The organism is Swaminathania salitolerans (assembly GCF_007988945.1).
Classification (GTDB): domain Bacteria; phylum Pseudomonadota; class Alphaproteobacteria; order Acetobacterales; family Acetobacteraceae; genus Swaminathania; species Swaminathania salitolerans.
The window spans coordinates 46,960-64,759 of sequence record NZ_BJVC01000005.1; the positions used below are offsets into that span (position 1 = coordinate 46,960).

The following is a 17,800-nucleotide window of genomic DNA, read 5'->3' on the forward strand; positions in this document are numbered from 1 at the left end:
CGAGCCGGACAGGGGCGAGCACGAACAGGACGTGCGGCGACCCGCCCAGCGCTGGAACTGGAGCGATGGCAACCGATATCACGGGCATCTGGTCCGCTGTCAGAAATACGGACGGAGTTACAGTCTATGTGAGCGGTCAGGCGATCGTCGATGGACCGGTTCGGCTCGTGGGCGGCGCGACATTGCGGATCATGAGCGGCGCCACGGCGTCCGGTGTCACCAATTCCGGCAATACACCCACCATCAGCGTGACCTCCGGCGGCACCCTGCTGAGCGCCACCGTCATCAACGGATATGTCTCGGCGCTCGGCGGCGCGACGACGGCGGAGAATACGCTCATTTCGGTACCGGTCACCTATTACAGCGGCGCCGAATCCCATGGAGATCTGTTCTTCGCATCCGGGCTCGGGGCCGATACGGCCACGTTCAACTCGGGAGCCGTCGTCATCGATGCGACGACCTCCTCGGGCGGACCGATGGTGTTCAATGCGGGTGCGACGGTCAGCGGTGTCACGGTCTCCGCCGGCGGCTCGGTGCGCTTCAACTCCGGATCCGTAATCTCCGGGCTGATCGTCGAGCCCGGCGGTTCGGCGGTCGTCAATACCGTCTATGGCAATCCGGTTCTGTCCGGGCCGGAGCTGCCGGTCGATAATGTGACGGTCCTGACCGGCACATGGTCCGCGGTGCTGAGCGGCGACCGGACGGTCTATGTGAACAATGCCAATACCAGCACGGTCAACGCGCCGATCCGCATGAGCGGCGGCACGCTGATCGTCACCAGCGGCGCCGTGGCATCCGGGGTGCTCGGTCTCGGCGGTTATCCGACGGTTTCCGTTCTCAGCGGCGGCACGCTCGCTGAGTCGCAGATCAATAACGGTTATGTCTATGTGAATGGCGGCGGCGTCACCACCGGGAATGCGTTCAACTCCAATCCCATCGTCTATAGCGCCGGGGCCAGCTCGATCGGCGACATGTTCTTCAATAGCGGTTATGGCGCCGACAGCGTCTCGGTACGGGACGGCGCGACCCTGATCGACCCGCAGATCCAGAATGGCGCGCCCGTGACCATCAGCAGCGGCGCCACGGTCGTCAATCCCGTCGTGACGTCGGGCGGTTCGCTCACCATCGCAGGCGGTTCGGCCAAGGCGTGTTTCCTCGCCGGGGCCATGATCGAGACGCCGGACGGCGAATGCCCGGTAGAGGCGCTCGAAATCGGCCAGCTCATCATGGTCTATCGCGACGGTGTGGCCCGCCCGGAGCCGGTCACACGGCTTCTCAAGGCCAGAGCGGAGGTCGATTCCGCTTTTGAGGACGATCGCGCAGGCTATCCCGTGCTCGTTTCGGCCCATAGTTTCGGCCCCTCGGTGCCATGCACCGATCTTCTGGTGACGGCAGAGCATTGCTTCCTGCTGGAAGGGGCATTCATCCCCGTCAGAATGCTCGTCAACGGTCTGAACATCCGTTATCTCCGCGACCGGACGCATTACGACTACTATCATGTCGAACTTGCCCGGCACGGGATCATCCGGGCCAACAACGCCCTGACGGAGAGTTATCTCGATACGGTGACGGCGCTCCGCCGGGACGAGATGGCCAGGCTCGAGGACGAGGCGGCCGGCACGGGCGTGGCAGTGCATCGGAGCTGGCCCGTTCACGGCGCCGCACCGCTGAGGATCGGGCGGGACTTCGTCAAGCCGGTTCATGACGCCATACGGGCGCGCTATCGCAGACGGGATATTCGTCCCGGCCTGTCGGTTCCGTCGGAAGCGCCGGAGGTGGAGACCGATCCCGACCTGCATCTCGTGACGGAGGACGGAACGCGCCTCGATATCCGTCGCAGGACGGAACATGAGCGGATTTTCGAGATTCCCGAAGGAACGCGGCGTGTCTATCTCGCCTCGCGAACCATGCGACCCTGCGATGTCGAAGGGCCGTTTCTCGACGATCGGCGGCATCTCGGCGTGCTCGTCGGACGGATGACGCTTTTTGCCGCGCGCGGCACCCATCCTGTGAACGCCCATCTGGAGGGGGGCGATCTCGAGGGGTGGGAGGCGCTCGATTGCGGCACGATGCGCTGGACGACGGGCCATGCCACCCTCGCGCTTGGGCCATATGCAGAGACCGGCCCCGGCCTGCTCGCGATCGAGATCCTCGCGGCCGGCCCCTATCCCGCCCGCGCGACGGCCTGAGCGGGCGCCGGGGGCGCGCCCCCCGGGGGAGCAGGCGCCCCGGGGGATGAACAGCTCATGGCGGGAAGGCTGGACGTTCAGCCCATCATCAGCCCATCATCGCCCTCTGGTTTCCAAGAACCCAGAGTGTCCCGCCGACCATGAGCACCACGATCAGCAGAGAGAACAGGATGAGCTGAAGGTCGTCGCGATGCGACCGGGACAGATCGATATGCAGGAAGAGGCGGAAATGCACCATGACCTGACAGAGTGCTGCGATCGCGATGGTCCAGACGATTCCGGCCCGGGGGAGGGCGCCGGTCATGACGGCCGCAAACGGTATGGCGGAGAGGATCAGGGCAAGACAGAGCCCGGCGATATAGCCGTGGAGCTCCTGACGGCGCTCCCTGCGGGGATCGGCACTCATGAGATCACTCCGAGCAGATAGACGATCGAGAAGATCCCGATCCAGACGACATCCAGAAAATGCCAGAAAAGAGCCAGACGCATGAACCGCGTCTGCACGAGAGGATCGAGGCCGAATTTCGCAACCTGTGCGAACATGATCAGAAGCCAGATACATCCTGTCGTGACATGAAGCCCATGGGTTCCGATCAGCGCCCAGCTCGCCGAGAGCCATCCGGAGCGCGAGGGGACACCCCCCTTTGCAGCCATCGCGATGAAATCGTGCAGCTCGAGCGAGAGAAACACCGCGCCGAGAAGCAGGGTCACGACGAACCACAGAAGGGTCTTCTTCACCGACCCGTCATAGCGCATGTAGAGCGTCGCCAGACCGCAGGTGAAACTGCTGAGCAGCAAGGCGATCGTCTCGAGCGCGGCGCTGTGTATGTCGAAAAGCTGCTTCGGTCCCGGTCCTCCCGCCAGCGCGTGGGTCATCGTCGCATAGGTCGCGAACAGCATCGAGAAGATGATGAGATCGCTCATCAGGAACACCCAGAAGCCGAACAGGGCTTCCTCGGCCTGGGCGCGTGCCTCCTCCTTGTGGCTCGGAGGGGCATCGTTGCTCATGCGAATGCCGATATGGCTCGGGCCCTTGCCCTCGACTGTGTAGGCCATCAGACCGGCTCCCGGACCAGACCGCGATTGGCGGTCGTAAACATGGCTTCGTTCGCCACAGGGGGTGTCTCGCTCAGGGCGAGCAGCCAGTTTTCCTCGGTTTCCTGCACTTCTCCGGACGGTACGATACGCATCGTGTCGCGGTTGAAGCTGCGCAGGACGATCGAGCCGAAAAAGACCAGGGCCGAGACGACGACCGCCCACCAGATATGCCAGGTCAGGGCGAAGCCGAAGGCACCGCCGGAGACGCAGCACAGGAAACCGACCGGCGAATTGGCCGGGAGCGGAATATCGAAATACTCGTCCGGAGCCCGCCAGGCCGTACGCTGCTGCTTGGCCTGATAGAAGGCATCGACACTGTCGACCTTGGGGATGCGTGCGAAGTTGTATTCCGGCGGCGGGGCTGCGATCGACCATTCCAGCGTGCGCCCGTTCCAGGGATCGCCCGCGAAGACCCGAAGGGAATCGCGGTTCCTGATGCTCGTCCAGAGCTGGATCGCCATGCTCGCCAGTGCGCAGAAGACCAGGGCGGCACCCGCCAGGGCGACATACATATAGGGCTGATAGACCGCCTCGAAGAATTCCTGGCTGCGTCTCGGCATTCCGAGCGCCCCCACGATATAGAGCGGCATGAAGGCGAGCAGGAAGCCGCCGGTCCAGCATGCGAAGATGATCCGTCCCCAGACCTCGTTCAGGCGGAAGCCGAACGCCTTGGGGAACCAGTAGTGATAGGCGCTCAACATGCCGAACAGCAATCCGGGGATCAGCATGTTGTGGAAATGGGCGACGAGAAACAGCGTGTTGTGAACCTGATAGTCGAAGCCGGGATTGGCGAGCATCACGCCCGTGGCACCGCCGACGACGAACAGGATCATGAACGCGCTGGCATAGAGCATCGGCACGGAAAGCCGGATACGCCCGCGGAACATGGTCAGAAGCCAGTCATAGACCTTCACCCCGGTCGGGATGGCGATGAGCATCGTCGCGATTCCGAAAACCGCGTTGACGCTGCCGTCCTGGCCCATGGTGAAGAAATGGTGGAGCCAGACCGTGAAGGAAAGAACCGCGATCGAGACCGTGGCCCATACAAGTGAGGTATAGCCGTAAAGCCGCTTGTTCGAGAACGTGGCGATCGTCTCGGAATAGACGCCGAAGGCGGGAAGGATGAGGATATAGACTTCCGGATGGCCGAACAGCCAGAACATGTTGACGTAGTTCATCATGTTGCCGCCGAGCGCATTCGTGAAGAAATGCATGTCGAGATACCGGTCCATGGCCAGCATCAGTGTCGCGACGGTCAGGGGCGGCATCGCGAAGATCATCAGGATGGAGATGCACAGCGCCGTCCAGCAGAAGAGGGGCATCCTGAACAGGGTCATGCCCGGTGCCCGTTTCTTGTAGATCGTGACGGCGAAATTGATCCCGGTCATGGTGTTGCCGAGCGAGCTGAGCGTCAGGGCCCAGATCCAGTAATCGACCCCGACACCCGGACTGAAGGAGAGCTCCGTATAAGGCGGATAGCCCGTCCATCCGCCCGTCGAGAACTTGCCCAGACAAAGGGAGATCATCATCAGGACGGCGCCCGCACTGGTCAGGCCGAGGCTGATCGAGTTCATGACCGGAAAGGACACGTCGCGCGCACCCAGCTGCAACGGCATGGCGAAATTGTAGATGCCGATCAGGAAGGGCATGGCCATGAAGAAGATCATGATCGTGCCATGGGTGGTGAAGAGCTGCGCAAAATGCTCGGGCGGGATGAAGCCGGGGCTGTCATACGCCACGGCCTGTTGCGAGCGCATGACGCAGGCCTCGATGACGGCACGCGCGAGCATGACGAAAGAGACCACGACATACATGATGCCGATGCGCTTGTGGTCGACGCTGGTCAGCCATTCGGACCAGAGCGCGCGCCAGCCGCGCAACCATGTGATCGAGCCGACCACCACGACCGCACCGAGCACCACCACCGAGGCGGCAACGGTCGCGATCGCGCTGTAGAAAGGCAAGGCATTATATCCCAGCTCGCCGAACAGAAAATGGATCAAGAACCTGACCTCCGGGAAAAAGGGGCGAGAAGCCTGTACCGTGTCGCGCGCAAGGCGGGCGCGATGAACGCTGTGTAAAAGGGGGCTCAGCCGGGGATACGGCCCGGCGCTCCGGTGTAACGGGCAAGAATCCCGCGGAAGAAATGCTCGGGAACGCCGGCAAATTGCGGCATCGCCGTTTTCTGTCCCGAATCCGGCTTCAGAGCCTTCGCGGCCTCATCGCCCGTGCTTTCCTTGCGCAGGATCCGATACGTCCCGGCGTCGAGACGGAGCGGGCTTTCATGCGCCCGGGCGATCCAGCGGTCGAACGCCTCGCCCGGCATCACGTCGACGGCGAATTTCTGGTTCTGGAATCCCATGCCGTTGAACTGCGTGTTCTCGCCCAGAAAACGTCCCGGTCGATCGGCGAGCAGATGCAGATGCGTCACCATCCCCGCCATGGCGTAGATCTGGCTGCCGAGGGAGGGGATGAAGAAGGATTGCATGGTGGAATCCGAGGTAAGCCTGAACACCACCTCGCGTCCCTGGGGAATGACGAGATGATCGAGGCTGGCGACGCCGGAATCCGGATAGACGAACAGCCATTTCCAGTTGAGCGCGACGACATCGACCGCAAGCGGTGGGGCATCCGTCAGGGAGCGCTCGGGGCTGAACCGCCGCTCCGGCCCCCATACGAGAAGCGAGAACAGAACCACCACCACCGCCGGAACACCCCAGACGAGAAACTCGAGCGGCAGGGCGAAATCCCAGTTCGGACGGAAATCGGCCTTGCGATTGCCCGCACGATAACGCCAGAGACAGAGAGGGACCCCGATCAGAACGGGGAGGATGACCACGAAAAGCCCGATGAGCAGCAGGAAGAACCAGTGACGCTGCATCGAGGCGATCGGCCCCGCAGGATCGAGAAAGGTGATATTCCCGGCATCGCATCCGGTCAGGAACAGGCCGGAAAACACAAGGGCAGGGAGAAGCAGGCCCGGACGACCACGATTCAGACCTGCCAGGATTCGTATCAGACGCGTCACGACCGGCTTCTTCCATCACAGACAGTTTGCATATAAACGGATTTGCTGAACAACCCGTAACGAACGCGTTCGTTCCCGGCCCGGAGTCTTAAAAACTCTTTTCATCTCCCCGCTCACCTGCCCGTGCCCGCAGCCGTCGCCGGATTGCCGGACGGTTTTCTTTTCGTCATGCGCGGATCGTTTGCAGGGCGGGGTTTCGCTGTTAAGATGACACTCAGGCAACTCGCGCCTGACCGATGCGTCAGGATGCCGGGACCGTTCATGAAAAAGGAGGCGATGCTCATGTCCGCTCGTTCTATTGCAGCGTTTGTCGCCTCGGTGACGGTCGGTCTCGCAGCGCCGTCGGCAATTGCCGGAACGAGACCGAAGGCCCAGATCGCGCCGCCTGCCACGCCCTCTTCGTCCGGGTCTTCCGCCGCCGAGACTCCAGCCGGGAAGGATGTCCGTCCGGACGCCGCCATCACCTTCGCGTTTCAGGAGGTCGGGGGTGGGCTCGGCTATGAATGGGGAAAGGGCACGCTCAGGCATAACGGGCGCGATTATGCCTTCGAGATCGGTGGCGGCGGCATTGCCTCTCTCGGCTACGTCACTGTCACCGGAACCGGCACGGTGGAGAATCTGGCCCGTCTCGACAAGTTCGACGGCACATACTGGACCGTCAAGGCCGATGCGGCGATCGGTTCCGGGGTCGGCGTTGCCGTTCTCGAGAACCAGTACGGTGTGAAGCTGCATCTGGACATGACCATGAAGGGCGCTCATCTCGGCGCATCCGTCATGCGGCTTCGCTTCCGCCTTCTGCCGGATGGCCAGGACAAGATCGCCTCGCGCTGACCCGACGCCCCCGCACGTCTCCCCGCCCGGACCGGGCAGGGCCGATCTGGCGACAGGAAATGCGCCGGCAAGGGGGCGGCGCGGTGCGATGAGGGATACGACAGGAGGTTACCCCATATCATGGACATGAACGGCTGGCGCCTCGCCGGAGCCGCACTGAGTTTCGCCGTTCAGGTCGTCTTCATCGGTCGCGCGCTCCTTCGCCCGCATCGTCAGCCCGCCTCGCGCGTGGCCTGGGTCGCGATCATCGCAGCTCTGCCCGTGCTCGGAACGCTCGCCTATCTTGCGCTTGGCGAGACGAATATGGGCAAGGCGCTCGTCGCGCGGATCCGTGCCGCCCGGGACCTCCTCCCCATTCCCGGCAAGAGTTCCGATGCGCTGATCGATGCAGAGGGGAAATACCATCTGCCGCCACGTCAGGCGCCGCTCTTTCGCGTCGGCCAGTCCGTCAGCGGTTATCCGCCCGAGGGGGGAAACCGGGCCACGCTCCTTGCGGATTCCGATTCCGCCATCGATGCCATGGCGAGGGATATCGATTCCGCTACGGCGCATGTGCATATCTGCTTCTATATCTGGCTTGCCGATACGAACGGCATGAAGATCGTCGAGGCGATCTGCCGTGCGGCAGCCAGAGGGGTCACCTGTCGTGTCATGGCGGACGATCTCGGTTCCCGGCGGCTGATCCGTCACGCGGCCTGGCGCCGCATGGAAGAGGCCGGAGCGCATCTCGTCCGGGCGATGCCGCTCGGAAACATCCTGACCTGGCCGCTTCATGGCCGGATGGATATGCGAAACCATCGCAAGATCGTGGTGATCGACAACCGCGTCACCTATTGCGGCAGTCAGAACTGCGCGGACCCGGCCTTCCGGATCAAGGCGCGTTTTGCCCCCTGGGTCGATATCATGACCCGGTTCGAAGGGCCGGTCGTCATGCAGAACCAGCATCTTTTCGCAACGAACTGGATGGCGCATACGGATGAGGATCTGCGCGCGATTCTTGCAGCCACCCCTGTGTGCGAAGAGGGTGGTTTCGTCGCCCAGGTCATCGGCACGAGCGCTGCCGTGCGCTATGCCGCCATGCCCGAGGTTTTCGTCTCGCTCATGAATGCCGCCGCGAACGAGCTGACCGTGACCACACCGTATTACGTCCCGGACGAGCCGATCCAGGCAGCGTTATGCGCTGCTGCCAGACGCGGCGTGAAAACCACCCTGACCGTACCCGCCCGGAACGATTCCTGGATCGTCGCCGGGGCGAGCCGGAGCTATTACGAGGAATTGCTGGATGCCGGCGTGCGGATCTATGAATATCCGCACGGTCTGCTGCATACGAAGGCCCTCGTATTCGATGGCGAGATGGGACTGATCGGCTCCGCCAATCTGGACCGTCGCAGCTTCGACCTGAATTTCGAGAACAATATTCTCTTTGCCGACAGGGATTTCGCGCATCGGATCCGCGAGCGGCAGGAGCGCTATATCGCGGCCTCGGTCGAGATCATGCCGGAAGAGGTGCGGGCCTGGCCGTGGTACCGGCGGCTATGGAACAATGCCCTCGCCATGATCGGTCCGGTCCTCTGATCGCTCCGGTCAGGCATCGCCATAGAGCGTTTCGCGCATCCGGTCAGACCATTCCGGAGCGTCATCGAGCGAAACCCGGCCCACGCTCTGCACCCTGCGCAGGGCAAGGGCATTGACGAGCCAGGCGGCGCGGGCCGATTCCAGAGCCTCCAGATCCAGACGTCCTTCCCGGCAGTGTCCGGTCTCGAGCAGACGCGCGCGCGCCAGACCGCAGAGCGCGCCGTCCGAAAGGGGCGGGGTTACCAGCCCGTCTTGCGTGAGGACGACCAGATTTGCGGCACTCGCCTCGGCCAGATGCGTGCCGTCCTGGCTCATCAGCAGCGCATCGTCGAATCCCGCCTCCCCGGCCTCGATACGGGCAAGGATCTGCGGCAGGTAGTTCAGATGCTTGATGCGGCTCAGCGGCGAATTCCCATCCCGGCGATAGCGGCTGGGCATGAGGCGACACGGCCCCGGATCGGCCATGGGCGGTGTCTGGGTCACAAGAAGAGTGGGGCGCGGCTCCGACGGAGGCAGAAGCCCGCGCGGACCCGGCCCCCGGGTCAGGGTGAGACGCAGCGCACCCGACGACGCGCCGTTTTCGGCGATCACCCTGCAGACCGCGCGGCGCAGGACCGGTTTCGGGGGGAGGGGAAGCCGCAGGAGTGCCGCCCCTTCGGCGAGACGCGCGAGATGATCCTCGAGCCGTGCGACATGGCCCGCAGCGAGGCGCATGGTCTCGAAAATGCCATCGCCCAGCAGGAGCCCGCGATCGCTCGCCGCGACCTGCGCCGTTTCCCCCGGGATAATCCGGTCGTCGAGCCAGGCCTTCATGCCCCGAAGGCCCGCAGGAACGGCGCGGCCTTGAGGCACATCTCCCGGTATTCCCGCTCAGGATCGGACAGGGTCGTGATGCCTCCTCCTACACCGAGGGTCAGGGCTCCCCGCGTCATGGAAAGGGAGCGGATGATCACGCTGCTGTCGAGCGCGCCATCCGCGCCGATCCGGAAGAGGCTGCCGCAATAGGCACCGCGCGACGATGCCTCGACGCCATCGATGACCCTGAGCGCCTGATGTTTCGGCGCGCCTGTGACCGACCCGGGGGGAAGGCAGCGTTTCAGAAGGGCGAGGGCATCGAGACCCGGAGCGAGATGCGCCGTCACCGAGGATACCAGATGATGCACATGGGCAAACCTCTCGACAGCGCAGAAGACGGGAACCGCAACGGATCCGAGCCGGGCGGAGCGCCCGATATCGTTCCGCATCAGATCGGTGATCATGAGATTTTCGGCGCGCTCCTTCTCGTCCGACGACAGCGCGGCAGCAATCGCCCTGTCCTCGCCGGGCGAGCTGCCGAGCGGCGCCGTTCCCTTGATGGGGCGGGTCTCGATCGTGCCATCTGCCTGCATCGAGACGAAACGCTCGACCGAGGCGCTCAGCAGCGCCTCATCCGGCATGTTCACGAAGGCGCCGAACGGGGCAGGAATGCAGCGGCGCAGTCCGCGATAGAGGTCGGACGGCGAGAGACGCGGATCGGAGCGCGCGCGCCATTGGGTCGTGAGATTGGCCTGGAAGACCTCGCCCGCGTCGATGCGCGAGACGATCTCCCGCACCGCGCGGCAATAGGCCTCGCGCCCCAGATCGGGCGAAAAGCCCAGACGGGGCAGAGGCGGTGCCGGCGGCGCAAAACCGGGCGAGGCCCCAGGCAGGGCTCCGGGCAAGGCTCCGGGCAGGGCGACCGGTGGAGGCGCGTCGTAAGCGCTGCTCCAGTAGAGACGTCTGTCGAGACGATCGAACACGAAGGCCCCGTCATAACGGGCCGCCACGAGACCGGGCCGCGAAGAGGGATGGCGAGAGACGATTCCCTCGAGCGCGAGACCGGCTTCATAGCGTGCAAGGCCGATCACCCCTCCGGAAAAGGGCAGGGGTCCCGGCCCGGTCTTCCGGGGCATCAGCGCGCCGAGCGCCGACCAGTCCTGCTTCAGGCTGTCGATCGCCCCCCTGGCCGTCAGTGTCGCGGAGGGATGACAGCAGAAAAACGACCAGCGCGCCCGTTCTCCCGGCTCGCCCCCGCTATCGAGGAGAACACTCCACGGCATGTCGCCATAATGGGCGAGAAAGGCATCCGGATCGCGCCAGGGGAATTCCCTGAGCGTCATGACGTGACGGGGAATGCGGGGAGACGGGCCGCCGCGCCGCTTCGCGACGTCGTCTCCGCTCCGCAGTTCGTCCCGCCATCTGACCCGGAGGGTGTTGGCAGGAAGGGACAGGAAGCGTGACGCGACAGGGACATGAAACGCCCTTACCGCGCAGCGTGCCGCACGTCCATGACCGAGTCGTGATCGGGTCGTGATCCGGTCGCGCCGGGCGGCCCCGGTCGCGGTCTCAGGTATTATAGGGCGCGATGGTCCTGAAGCCGTAGGTCACGTAATCCGTGGTCATTCTGCCTTTTTCCACGCGGACGTTCAGAAAGCCTTCCGGCGTCCCCAGACGGGTGCCGTGCCACCAGTTTCCGCTCACCGCACCGCCGGTCACATAGGGGACGCCGTGCCATGTGACAGTCTCGAGCACATGGGTATGACCCTGCAGGACGCCGATCACGTTAAAATGGTCGAACAGATCGATGAGCGTATGGGCATTCTTGACCCGTGTTCCCTGACGCAGGGGCGCCTTGCTCGGCGGAGGGCCGTATTCCTCGACGGCGGTCACGAGCGGTATGTGGGTCGAGACGATCACAGGTGTGCCGACGGGCATCGCGAGCAGGTCATGGAGCAGCCATTCCTGCTGTTTCGGATCGATATAGCCTTCGTAATGCCGATCTTCCGTGATCCCGATCGAATCCAGCACCACGAAATGAACGCCCTTGTGATCGAAGGAATAATAAGGCGCACCGAAATTGTCGGAATAATATTTCTTGCCGTAAAGCGGATCGGTCGGGGCGATGCCGCTCTCGGTATAGATGCCCATGCAGTCGTGATTGCCGATCGTGTTATGGACCTGATGGCCCAGCGTATCGGCTGTCTGCTTGTACAGATCCATCAGGCTCAGCGCCCGCGTTTTAGGAACCCCCAGCGCATCGAAGACGTGATCTCCGCCCTGGATCGTGAAATCGGCATTCATCCGGCGTACCTGCCGGAAGCAGTCGAGACATCCCTTGGACGCGTTGAGTTCGGGCTGGATATGGGTGTCGGTGAGGAACACGAAGCTGAAAGCCTCGTGGGCACGCATGGCGGGGCGCTCGGGTGCCAGGGCCCAGGCACGCTTGCCGGAGCCGAGGGTTCCTGCAGCGAGACCGGACAGGGCGGCTGAACGGAGAAAATGGCGTCTGGGAAGGAGCATGATCGGGCCTTTGCGGGTCTTGGAAACCTGAACGAATGGCCTTTTCCTAGAGGATCGGATCCCGATGATGGGTGAAGTTTCCATTACAGGGGCAGAACGGGCGAGTCGCTTCGGTCAGTTTTCCGTGAGGCACCGGAAATGCCGACAGGGCGATACCGGTCCGCTGCCGGCCCGGTCATTCCGTGCCCTGCCTTTCGGTGCCCGGCCATTCGATGAAGGAAGCGGGGCACAGGACAGACGAGACGAGGGATAGGGCATTGACGCGGCCCGTCCCGCCGGTTCGTTATGGACTCATTGCGACGCGATCCGGGATGAGGAGCCAGACATGGCGATGGGGCGAAAGACGGGGCTTTGTCTCCTCGGGGCGATGATGGTTGCAGCCGGCAGCGCGAGGGCTGCCGTGCCGGGCCAGGACCCCGCGCAACAGACGGACGACGTCCGGCAACTGGTTTCCGATTACGATCGCTTCAGCGCTGCGCTCGATCCCGTTTCGGCGGCAACGCGCGGCGATCCCGTGGCAGCCGAACACTGGCCTGACGATTCCCCCCATGCGGAGGAGGCCCGGCATCGCGAGCGTCTGGCGTTTCGTGCCCGGCTGGCCCGTCTCGATCCGTCCCGACTGGCAGGGGAAGACCGGCTCAATATCCGCCTCATGAGCTGGGAAAACGATCTGGCTCTGGAAGGCGCACGTTTCGATACCGCCCGGATCCCTTTCACCAGTGACGAGGGGTTCTGGCTCGAAACAGGATATGCCGCCGATAATACGCCGCTTCGCACCGAAGCGGATGCGAATCACTGGCTGGTGCGCATGTCGCGCGTCCCGGATTATTACGATCAGCAGATCGAGAACATGCGTCGCGGAATCAGGACGGGTTTCGTCCAGCCGCGTCTGATTGCCGAGATCGCCGTGCGGGCGACGAAGGCGCTCGCCGCCCTTCCCGAACAGGACAATGCAGCGCTCCGACCCTTTCGCACCCTGCCCGGATCCTTGCCCGGGCCGACCCGTTCGGCCCTGATCCGCAAGGCGCAGCAGATCGTTCACGAACGGATCAAGCCGGCAGAGCGCAAACTCGCGCGGTTTTTCGCCGATACGTATCTTCCGGCCAGCCGGACCGCTCTGGGGGCATCCTCCCTGCCGGATGGCCGCGCCTATTATGCCTGGCTGGTCAAGGAGCAGACCACGACCGACATGACGCCGGATCAGATTTTCGATCTGGGTCAGTCCGAGATCGCGCGGCTTCACCGGGAGATGCAGCAGCAGATGGATGCTGTCGGATTCAAGGGCAATTTTCATGCCTTCGTCGCTCATCTGAAGGCCGATCCGCGCTTTTACGTCCATACGCGTGAGGCGCTTCTCGAAAAGGCGAGTTTCCTCGCGAAGAAGATCGACGGTCAACTGCCTCATATCATCGGAAAACTGCCGCGCCTGACCTATGGCGTGCGCGAGGTTCCCAGAGCGATCGAAGACGGATACACGACCGGGCGCTACGATCCGGGCAGTCCGGCGCTCGGGATTTCCGGGGGGCTGATGATCAATACCTCCCATCTCGACCAGCGCCCCCTGTACGAGCTTCCCTCTCTCGTCGCGCATGAGGGGGTGCCGGGGCATCACATCCAGATCGCGCTCGCGCAGGAAATGTCGGATCTGCCGGGATTTCGCCGCGATTACGCCACGACGGCCTTTGTCGAAGGCTGGGCGCTCTATTCCGAGCGTCTGGTCGGCGAGATCGGCCTTTATCCCTCGCCCTATGAACGCTTCGGCATGTTGTCGATGGAAATGTGGCGCGCCTGTCGTCTGGTGATGGATGTGGGATTGCACTGGAAGAACTGGTCGCGCGACCGGGCAGTGGCCTGCCTGCGGGACAATACGGCGCTTGCCGGGAAAAACATACAGAACGAGACCAATCGCTATATTTCCTGGCCGGGTCAGGCGCTCGGCTACAAGATCGGAGAGCTTACCCTGCTCTCCCTGCGGCAGGAGGCCGAACGCGCGCTCGGCCCGCATTTCGACGAGCGTCGCTTCCATGATGTCATTCTCGATGAGGGGGCGATGCCGATGTCGCTCCTGCGGCAACGGGTCAGAGACTGGATTGCGGCAGAACGGAGCGAAAGCGGATCGCGAATGTCCGAAGGCCCGAAAGACAGCGTGAAAAGGGAAATGGAGAAATGAGAGAAGTTCTCATTTCCCGGAATGCCGAACCAGGCAAGCACGCTGCAATTTCGGTAGTAAACAGCATTTACAGGAAAGAGAAACGATATGATTTGACAGGATTGCAAGAGCTTATTGCGTTGAAGATCGTATTCCGACGATCTAGATACATGATGTCCTTTGCGGCATTTCGTCCCGTCTCCCCCTTCGGGAATATTCCTGCTCCCTGTGCTTCATCCAGATCAAAAAGGCGATAAGGCAGTCCATGTCATCCGACTCTTCTGCATCCTCTTCCGTTTCTGACGTGGCCGCCCCCATCGGGGCCCCGGCACCCGCCGCCGCTCCCCCCGCGCCGCCTCAGGCGAAACCGGCGCCGACGCCCAACCCGTATATCCTGCCGCCCGACGTACCGACCAACGATGCCGGACAGGGGATCCATTTCGACTTCAACTGGGGCGCACGCGTGCTCATGCCGAAATGCCCCGAGGGGAAATGGCGTGCGACCCTGACCGATCTGGACAGCTCCACGATCATCTTCCAGGGCGAGCTGGAAGAGGGACATCTTTCCTCCACCAAGAAATTCTATATCCGCTTTGCTGTGGATGTCCGGCGCGTCTCGCCCGATGGAACCGAGACGCTCGTGCTGCATCACGAGTTCGACGCGCGCGGCAAGGTCGTTCTTGTCCAGCTGCCCGTCGGCACGCTCGGCGATACGCTCGGCTGGTTTCCCTATGTCGCGCGTTTCGCAAGGCAGAGCGGCGCACGTGTGGTCTGTTGTCTCGCCGGGGTATTCATCCCCCTGTTCGCCAAGGAATATCCCGATATCGAACTCATGACCAAGGCGCAGTTCGAGGAGAGTCCCCTGCGACGCCTCGTTTACGCGACCTACAATATCGGTCTTTTCTTCGACGATCAGGACAATATCCATCAGCCCTGCGATTTCCGGTATGTCGGTCTGCATCGCACGGCGGGCTATATTCTGGGTGTCGATCCCACCGAGGAGCCTCCCCGGGTGGTCATCGAGGATGAATCCCGTCCGATCGAGGAGCCCTATGTCTGTATCGCGACCCAGGCATCGGCGCAGTGCAAATACTGGAACAATCCCGGCGGCTGGCTCGGCGTCATCGATTTTCTCAAGAAGCGCGGCTATCGCGTCATCTGCATCGATCAGAAACCATTCAACGGCGCGGGGATCGTGTGGAACCAGATCCCGCACGGGGCGGAGGATCAGACCGGCAATCGTCCGCTGAGCGAGCGTGCGCGCTGGCTCAAACATGCCGATCTGTTCATCGGGCTGAGCTCGGGTCTTTCCTGGCTCTCATGGGCCGTGGGGACCAAAACGGTGATGATCTCAGGCTTCACTCATCCCAATAACGAATTCCACACGCCGTGGCGGGTCATCAGCTGGCATTCCTGCCACTCCTGCTGGAACGACCCGCGTTTGATGTTCGATCACAACGATTTCCTGTGGTGCCCGCGCCATGCGAAAACGGATCGGCAATTCGAGTGTTCGCGCCTTATATCCACCGACGTCGTGACCAAGAACGTCGCCGACGCGCTCGGAATAGCCCCCCCGGAGAAGGCTCCCGTCCAGGCATGACGAGACCGCATTGCCGGAAGCCGCGTCCCGTTCGGGACGAGGCGCCGACCGGCTCCGCGGGACGCGGAAGGAGTTCTGTATCCCGAGGGGCTGACCGGTCATCCACTCGATGATCCGGGGGAGCTTCTCCCCCTGAGAAAAATCCCCTCTGGGAAAAATCCCCCTAGGGAAATTCTCCCCTAGGGAAATCCTCCCCGGCGGGTTTATCGCCTGAGGGCAATGGCTGCGTCGCTATCGCCCTCGGGGGCATCCTCTCCGGGCGAACGGTTCTCCAGACGGATCTTCGCCTGGCGCCAGAGCGCTTCCTGAGCCGCCAGATCGAGCGCGTCGAGCGAATGACCCCGCTCGGCGACCATGGCCTCCATGGCTTCGACGCGCCGGGTGAATTTGGCATTGCCGTGACGCAGGCAGGCTTCCGGATCCAGGCCGAGTTTGCGGGCCAGACTCGCGACGGTGAACAGGACATCTCCGACCTCGTCTTCGAGACGCTTCCTGTCTCCGCCCGCCAGCTCGGCGCGCACCTCGTCCAGTTCTTCCTGGATCTTTCCGAGCACCTGCTCGGGCGTATCCCAGTCGAACCCGACCCGCGCCGCCCGTTTGCCGAGTTTTTCCGCGCGCAGCAGGGCCGGAAGTGCGGGGGCGATACCCGCCAGAATGCCGTATTCCGCGCGAACGGCGCGTTCCGTCTGCTTGTCCTGTTCCCATCGGTCGGGATCTGCCGAAGCCCCGGCAAAGACATGCGGATGACGGCGGATCATCTTGTCGCCGATCCTGCGCGCGATCTCGGCAAGGTCGAAACGTCCAGCCTCCTCGGCGATGCGCGCCTGATAGACGACCTGAAGAAGCAGGTCGCCGAGTTCGTCCGGAAGTCCGTCCCAGTCCTCGCGCGTAACGCAGTCGAGAATTTCATAGGCTTCCTCGATCGCGAACGGGGCGATCGTTTCGTGGGTCTGGACGCGATCCCATGGACAGCCTTTTTCGGGGTCGCGCAGACGGGCCATGATGGAAACCAGTCGGTCTATTTCCTGTGCTGCTTTCAACGCGGATACTCCGGAGGGATGGGGATCGTGAACGAAGTATCGTTATGTCCGGCGCGCTTGTCGCCGTCTATTGCCCGTGCGCTTCGGGTCGCTGGAACAGCAGGACGACCTGATCCGTCTTTCCCCTGATGCGCGGATCGAAAACGGGCAGCGTATGGGTGTCCGCCGGATTCAGAAGCAGGGGACTGCGTGTCAGAAGCCTGAATCCCACGCTTTCCGCCTGATGCACGATCAGGGCCGGGTCGATACGATGCAGGCTGTTCGGCGCCGTGGACCCGGAGCCGGGAAGGGCGCTGTGATCGATGATCATCAGCAATCCCCCGGGTCTGAGTGCCTGGAAGATCGCCCGGTTCATGCGTCGGGCGGTCTCGGGACCCATGGCTCCATAGACGTCGTGATAATTCTGGGCCGTCCAGACGAGATCGAGCGGCTCGGCCACGTGAAAATCGGTGATCGGCGTCACCACCACCGAGACGTTGCCGAAGGCGGGATCGGCGGCGATCTGCCGGGCTGTCCGCGGCGTTTCGGGGTGGCGCGCCGCCATCTCGGCGGGAATGACCGCATAGACATGCCCGGCCGCGCCCGTCGCGAGACTGAGCAGGCGCGTGAAATAACCGCTCCCGGGCATGAGATCCGCGATCTTCTGGCCCGGATGCACGTGCGCGAGCGCCAGAAGGGCGAGAGGGCGACGCCGCGCATCCCTTGCCCGGTCGGAGGCGGGACGTGCGGGCGCATTCAGGAGCGCGGCCGGGACGGCCGGTGCGGAAGGTATCGTTCGTGCTGCCTGTGCCGGGCCGGACAGAGCCAGTCCGGTCATGAGGCAAAGCCCCATCGCATGAGTGACGGCAAGACGGGCCAGAGAGAGACCGGATGCGACCCGGCGATGCGCGGTCGGACTTGTCGCAGCCGGTTCGGCAGCCGGTTCGAATGCAGCAGCCGGGCGGGCGGCGCGGCCAGGGCGGATCGTCATGA

Annotated in this window: 14 protein-coding genes; 5 read left to right on the plus strand and 9 right to left on the minus strand. The window is 63.3% G+C overall.

Features of this window, described 5'->3' with window-relative positions:
• The first annotated feature begins 65 nt into the window (after positions 1 to 65).
• The gene (locus SSA02_RS10255; RefSeq protein ID WP_186807763.1) at positions 66 to 2,189 is read left to right on the plus strand and encodes a Hint domain-containing protein; all 2,124 of its coding nucleotides are present in this window, start codon (positions 66 to 68) and stop codon (positions 2,187 to 2,189) included.
• A gap of 88 nt (positions 2,190 to 2,277) precedes the next feature.
• On the opposite strand, the gene cyoD is transcribed toward SSA02_RS10255, so the two are convergent.
• From cyoD to SSA02_RS10275, 4 genes are all read right to left on the minus strand, one after another.
• On the minus strand, positions 2,278 to 2,595 hold the full coding sequence (cyoD, locus tag SSA02_RS10260; RefSeq protein WP_147093997.1) for a cytochrome o ubiquinol oxidase subunit IV: 318 nt from the start codon (positions 2,593 to 2,595) through the stop codon (positions 2,278 to 2,280).
• Positions 2,592 to 3,245, minus strand: a complete 654-nt coding sequence (locus SSA02_RS10265) for a cytochrome (ubi)quinol oxidase subunit III (protein WP_147093998.1) — start codon at positions 3,243 to 3,245, stop codon at positions 2,592 to 2,594. The genes cyoD and SSA02_RS10265 overlap by 4 nt, the downstream gene beginning before the upstream one ends.
• Positions 3,245 to 5,278, minus strand: coding sequence for a cbb3-type cytochrome c oxidase subunit I (locus tag SSA02_RS10270; RefSeq protein ID WP_456316336.1), 2,034 nt, complete (start codon positions 5,276 to 5,278; stop codon positions 3,245 to 3,247). Before SSA02_RS10270 ends, SSA02_RS10265 begins: the two co-directional genes overlap by 1 nt.
• A 98-nt stretch (positions 5,279 to 5,376) precedes the next feature.
• Positions 5,377 to 6,315, minus strand: a complete 939-nt coding sequence (locus SSA02_RS10275) for a cytochrome ubiquinol oxidase subunit II family protein (protein WP_147094000.1) — start codon at positions 6,313 to 6,315, stop codon at positions 5,377 to 5,379.
• A gap of 282 nt (positions 6,316 to 6,597) precedes the next feature.
• Here SSA02_RS10275 and SSA02_RS10280 point away from each other — a divergent pair, with 282 nt between their 5' ends.
• Complete coding sequence (locus SSA02_RS10280; RefSeq protein ID WP_147094001.1) at positions 6,598 to 7,146, plus strand: hypothetical protein; 549 nt, start codon at positions 6,598 to 6,600, stop codon at positions 7,144 to 7,146.
• Positions 7,147 to 7,266: 120 nt separating this feature from the next.
• The gene (gene cls / locus SSA02_RS10285) at positions 7,267 to 8,721 is read left to right on the plus strand and encodes a cardiolipin synthase (protein WP_246103845.1); all 1,455 of its coding nucleotides are present in this window, start codon (positions 7,267 to 7,269) and stop codon (positions 8,719 to 8,721) included.
• Positions 8,722 to 8,730: 9 nt separating this feature from the next.
• Here cls and SSA02_RS10290 read toward each other — a convergent pair whose 3' ends face one another.
• The 3 genes from SSA02_RS10290 to SSA02_RS10300 form a co-directional block, all read right to left on the minus strand.
• Positions 8,731 to 9,534 (minus strand): aminotransferase class IV, encoded by an 804-nt coding sequence (locus SSA02_RS10290; RefSeq protein WP_147094145.1) that lies wholly within the window; start codon positions 9,532 to 9,534, stop codon positions 8,731 to 8,733.
• Positions 9,531 to 10,859 (minus strand): anthranilate synthase component I family protein, encoded by a 1,329-nt coding sequence (locus SSA02_RS10295; protein ID WP_147094002.1) that lies wholly within the window; start codon positions 10,857 to 10,859, stop codon positions 9,531 to 9,533. Before SSA02_RS10295 ends, SSA02_RS10290 begins: the two co-directional genes overlap by 4 nt.
• A 226-nt stretch (positions 10,860 to 11,085) precedes the next feature.
• Positions 11,086 to 12,039, minus strand: coding sequence for a metallophosphoesterase family protein (locus SSA02_RS10300; RefSeq protein WP_147094003.1), 954 nt, complete (start codon positions 12,037 to 12,039; stop codon positions 11,086 to 11,088).
• A gap of 325 nt (positions 12,040 to 12,364) precedes the next feature.
• Between SSA02_RS10300 and SSA02_RS10305 the strand changes: the two genes are divergently transcribed.
• Positions 12,365 to 14,209: a DUF885 domain-containing protein gene (locus SSA02_RS10305; protein ID WP_147094004.1), complete on the plus strand. Its 1,845-nt coding sequence runs from the start codon at positions 12,365 to 12,367 to the stop codon at positions 14,207 to 14,209.
• Positions 14,210 to 14,453: 244 nt separating this feature from the next.
• Complete coding sequence (locus SSA02_RS10310) at positions 14,454 to 15,788, plus strand: autotransporter strand-loop-strand O-heptosyltransferase (RefSeq protein ID WP_147094005.1); 1,335 nt, start codon at positions 14,454 to 14,456, stop codon at positions 15,786 to 15,788.
• 203 nt (positions 15,789 to 15,991) lie between these two features.
• Here the strand turns inward: SSA02_RS10310 and mazG are convergent, their stop codons facing one another.
• Together mazG and SSA02_RS10320 are read right to left on the minus strand one after the other, a co-directional pair.
• Positions 15,992 to 16,828 (minus strand): nucleoside triphosphate pyrophosphohydrolase, encoded by an 837-nt coding sequence (gene mazG, locus SSA02_RS10315; protein ID WP_264884130.1) that lies wholly within the window; start codon positions 16,826 to 16,828, stop codon positions 15,992 to 15,994.
• Positions 16,829 to 16,895: 67 nt separating this feature from the next.
• On the minus strand, positions 16,896 to 17,798 hold the full coding sequence (locus SSA02_RS10320; protein ID WP_147094006.1) for a class I SAM-dependent methyltransferase: 903 nt from the start codon (positions 17,796 to 17,798) through the stop codon (positions 16,896 to 16,898).
• Positions 17,799 to 17,800: the final 2 nt, after the last annotated feature.

What these genes read in the sequence shown, in the direction of transcription:
- SSA02_RS10310 (WP_147094005.1), top strand. Translation starts at nt 14,454, where the DNA reads ATGTCATCCGACTCTTCTGCATCCTCTTCCGTTTCTGACGTGGCCGCC.
- cyoD (WP_147093997.1), bottom strand. Translation starts at nt 2,595, where the DNA reads ATGAGTGCCGATCCCCGCAGGGAGCGCCGTCAGGAGCTCCACGGCTAT.
- SSA02_RS10290 (WP_147094145.1), bottom strand. Translation starts at nt 9,534, where the DNA reads ATGAAGGCCTGGCTCGACGACCGGATTATCCCGGGGGAAACGGCGCAG.
- SSA02_RS10300 (WP_147094003.1), bottom strand. Translation starts at nt 12,039, where the DNA reads ATGCTCCTTCCCAGACGCCATTTTCTCCGTTCAGCCGCCCTGTCCGGT.
- SSA02_RS10265 (WP_147093998.1), bottom strand. Translation starts at nt 3,245, where the DNA reads ATGGCCTACACAGTCGAGGGCAAGGGCCCGAGCCATATCGGCATTCGC.
- SSA02_RS10255 (WP_186807763.1), top strand. Translation starts at nt 66, where the DNA reads ATGGCAACCGATATCACGGGCATCTGGTCCGCTGTCAGAAATACGGAC.
- SSA02_RS10280 (WP_147094001.1), top strand. Translation starts at nt 6,598, where the DNA reads ATGTCCGCTCGTTCTATTGCAGCGTTTGTCGCCTCGGTGACGGTCGGT.
- SSA02_RS10305 (WP_147094004.1), top strand. Translation starts at nt 12,365, where the DNA reads ATGGCGATGGGGCGAAAGACGGGGCTTTGTCTCCTCGGGGCGATGATG.
- cls (WP_246103845.1), top strand. Translation starts at nt 7,267, where the DNA reads ATGGACATGAACGGCTGGCGCCTCGCCGGAGCCGCACTGAGTTTCGCC.
- SSA02_RS10295 (WP_147094002.1), bottom strand. Translation starts at nt 10,859, where the DNA reads ATGACGCTCAGGGAATTCCCCTGGCGCGATCCGGATGCCTTTCTCGCC.
- SSA02_RS10320 (WP_147094006.1), bottom strand. Translation starts at nt 17,798, where the DNA reads ATGACGATCCGCCCTGGCCGCGCCGCCCGCCCGGCTGCTGCATTCGAA.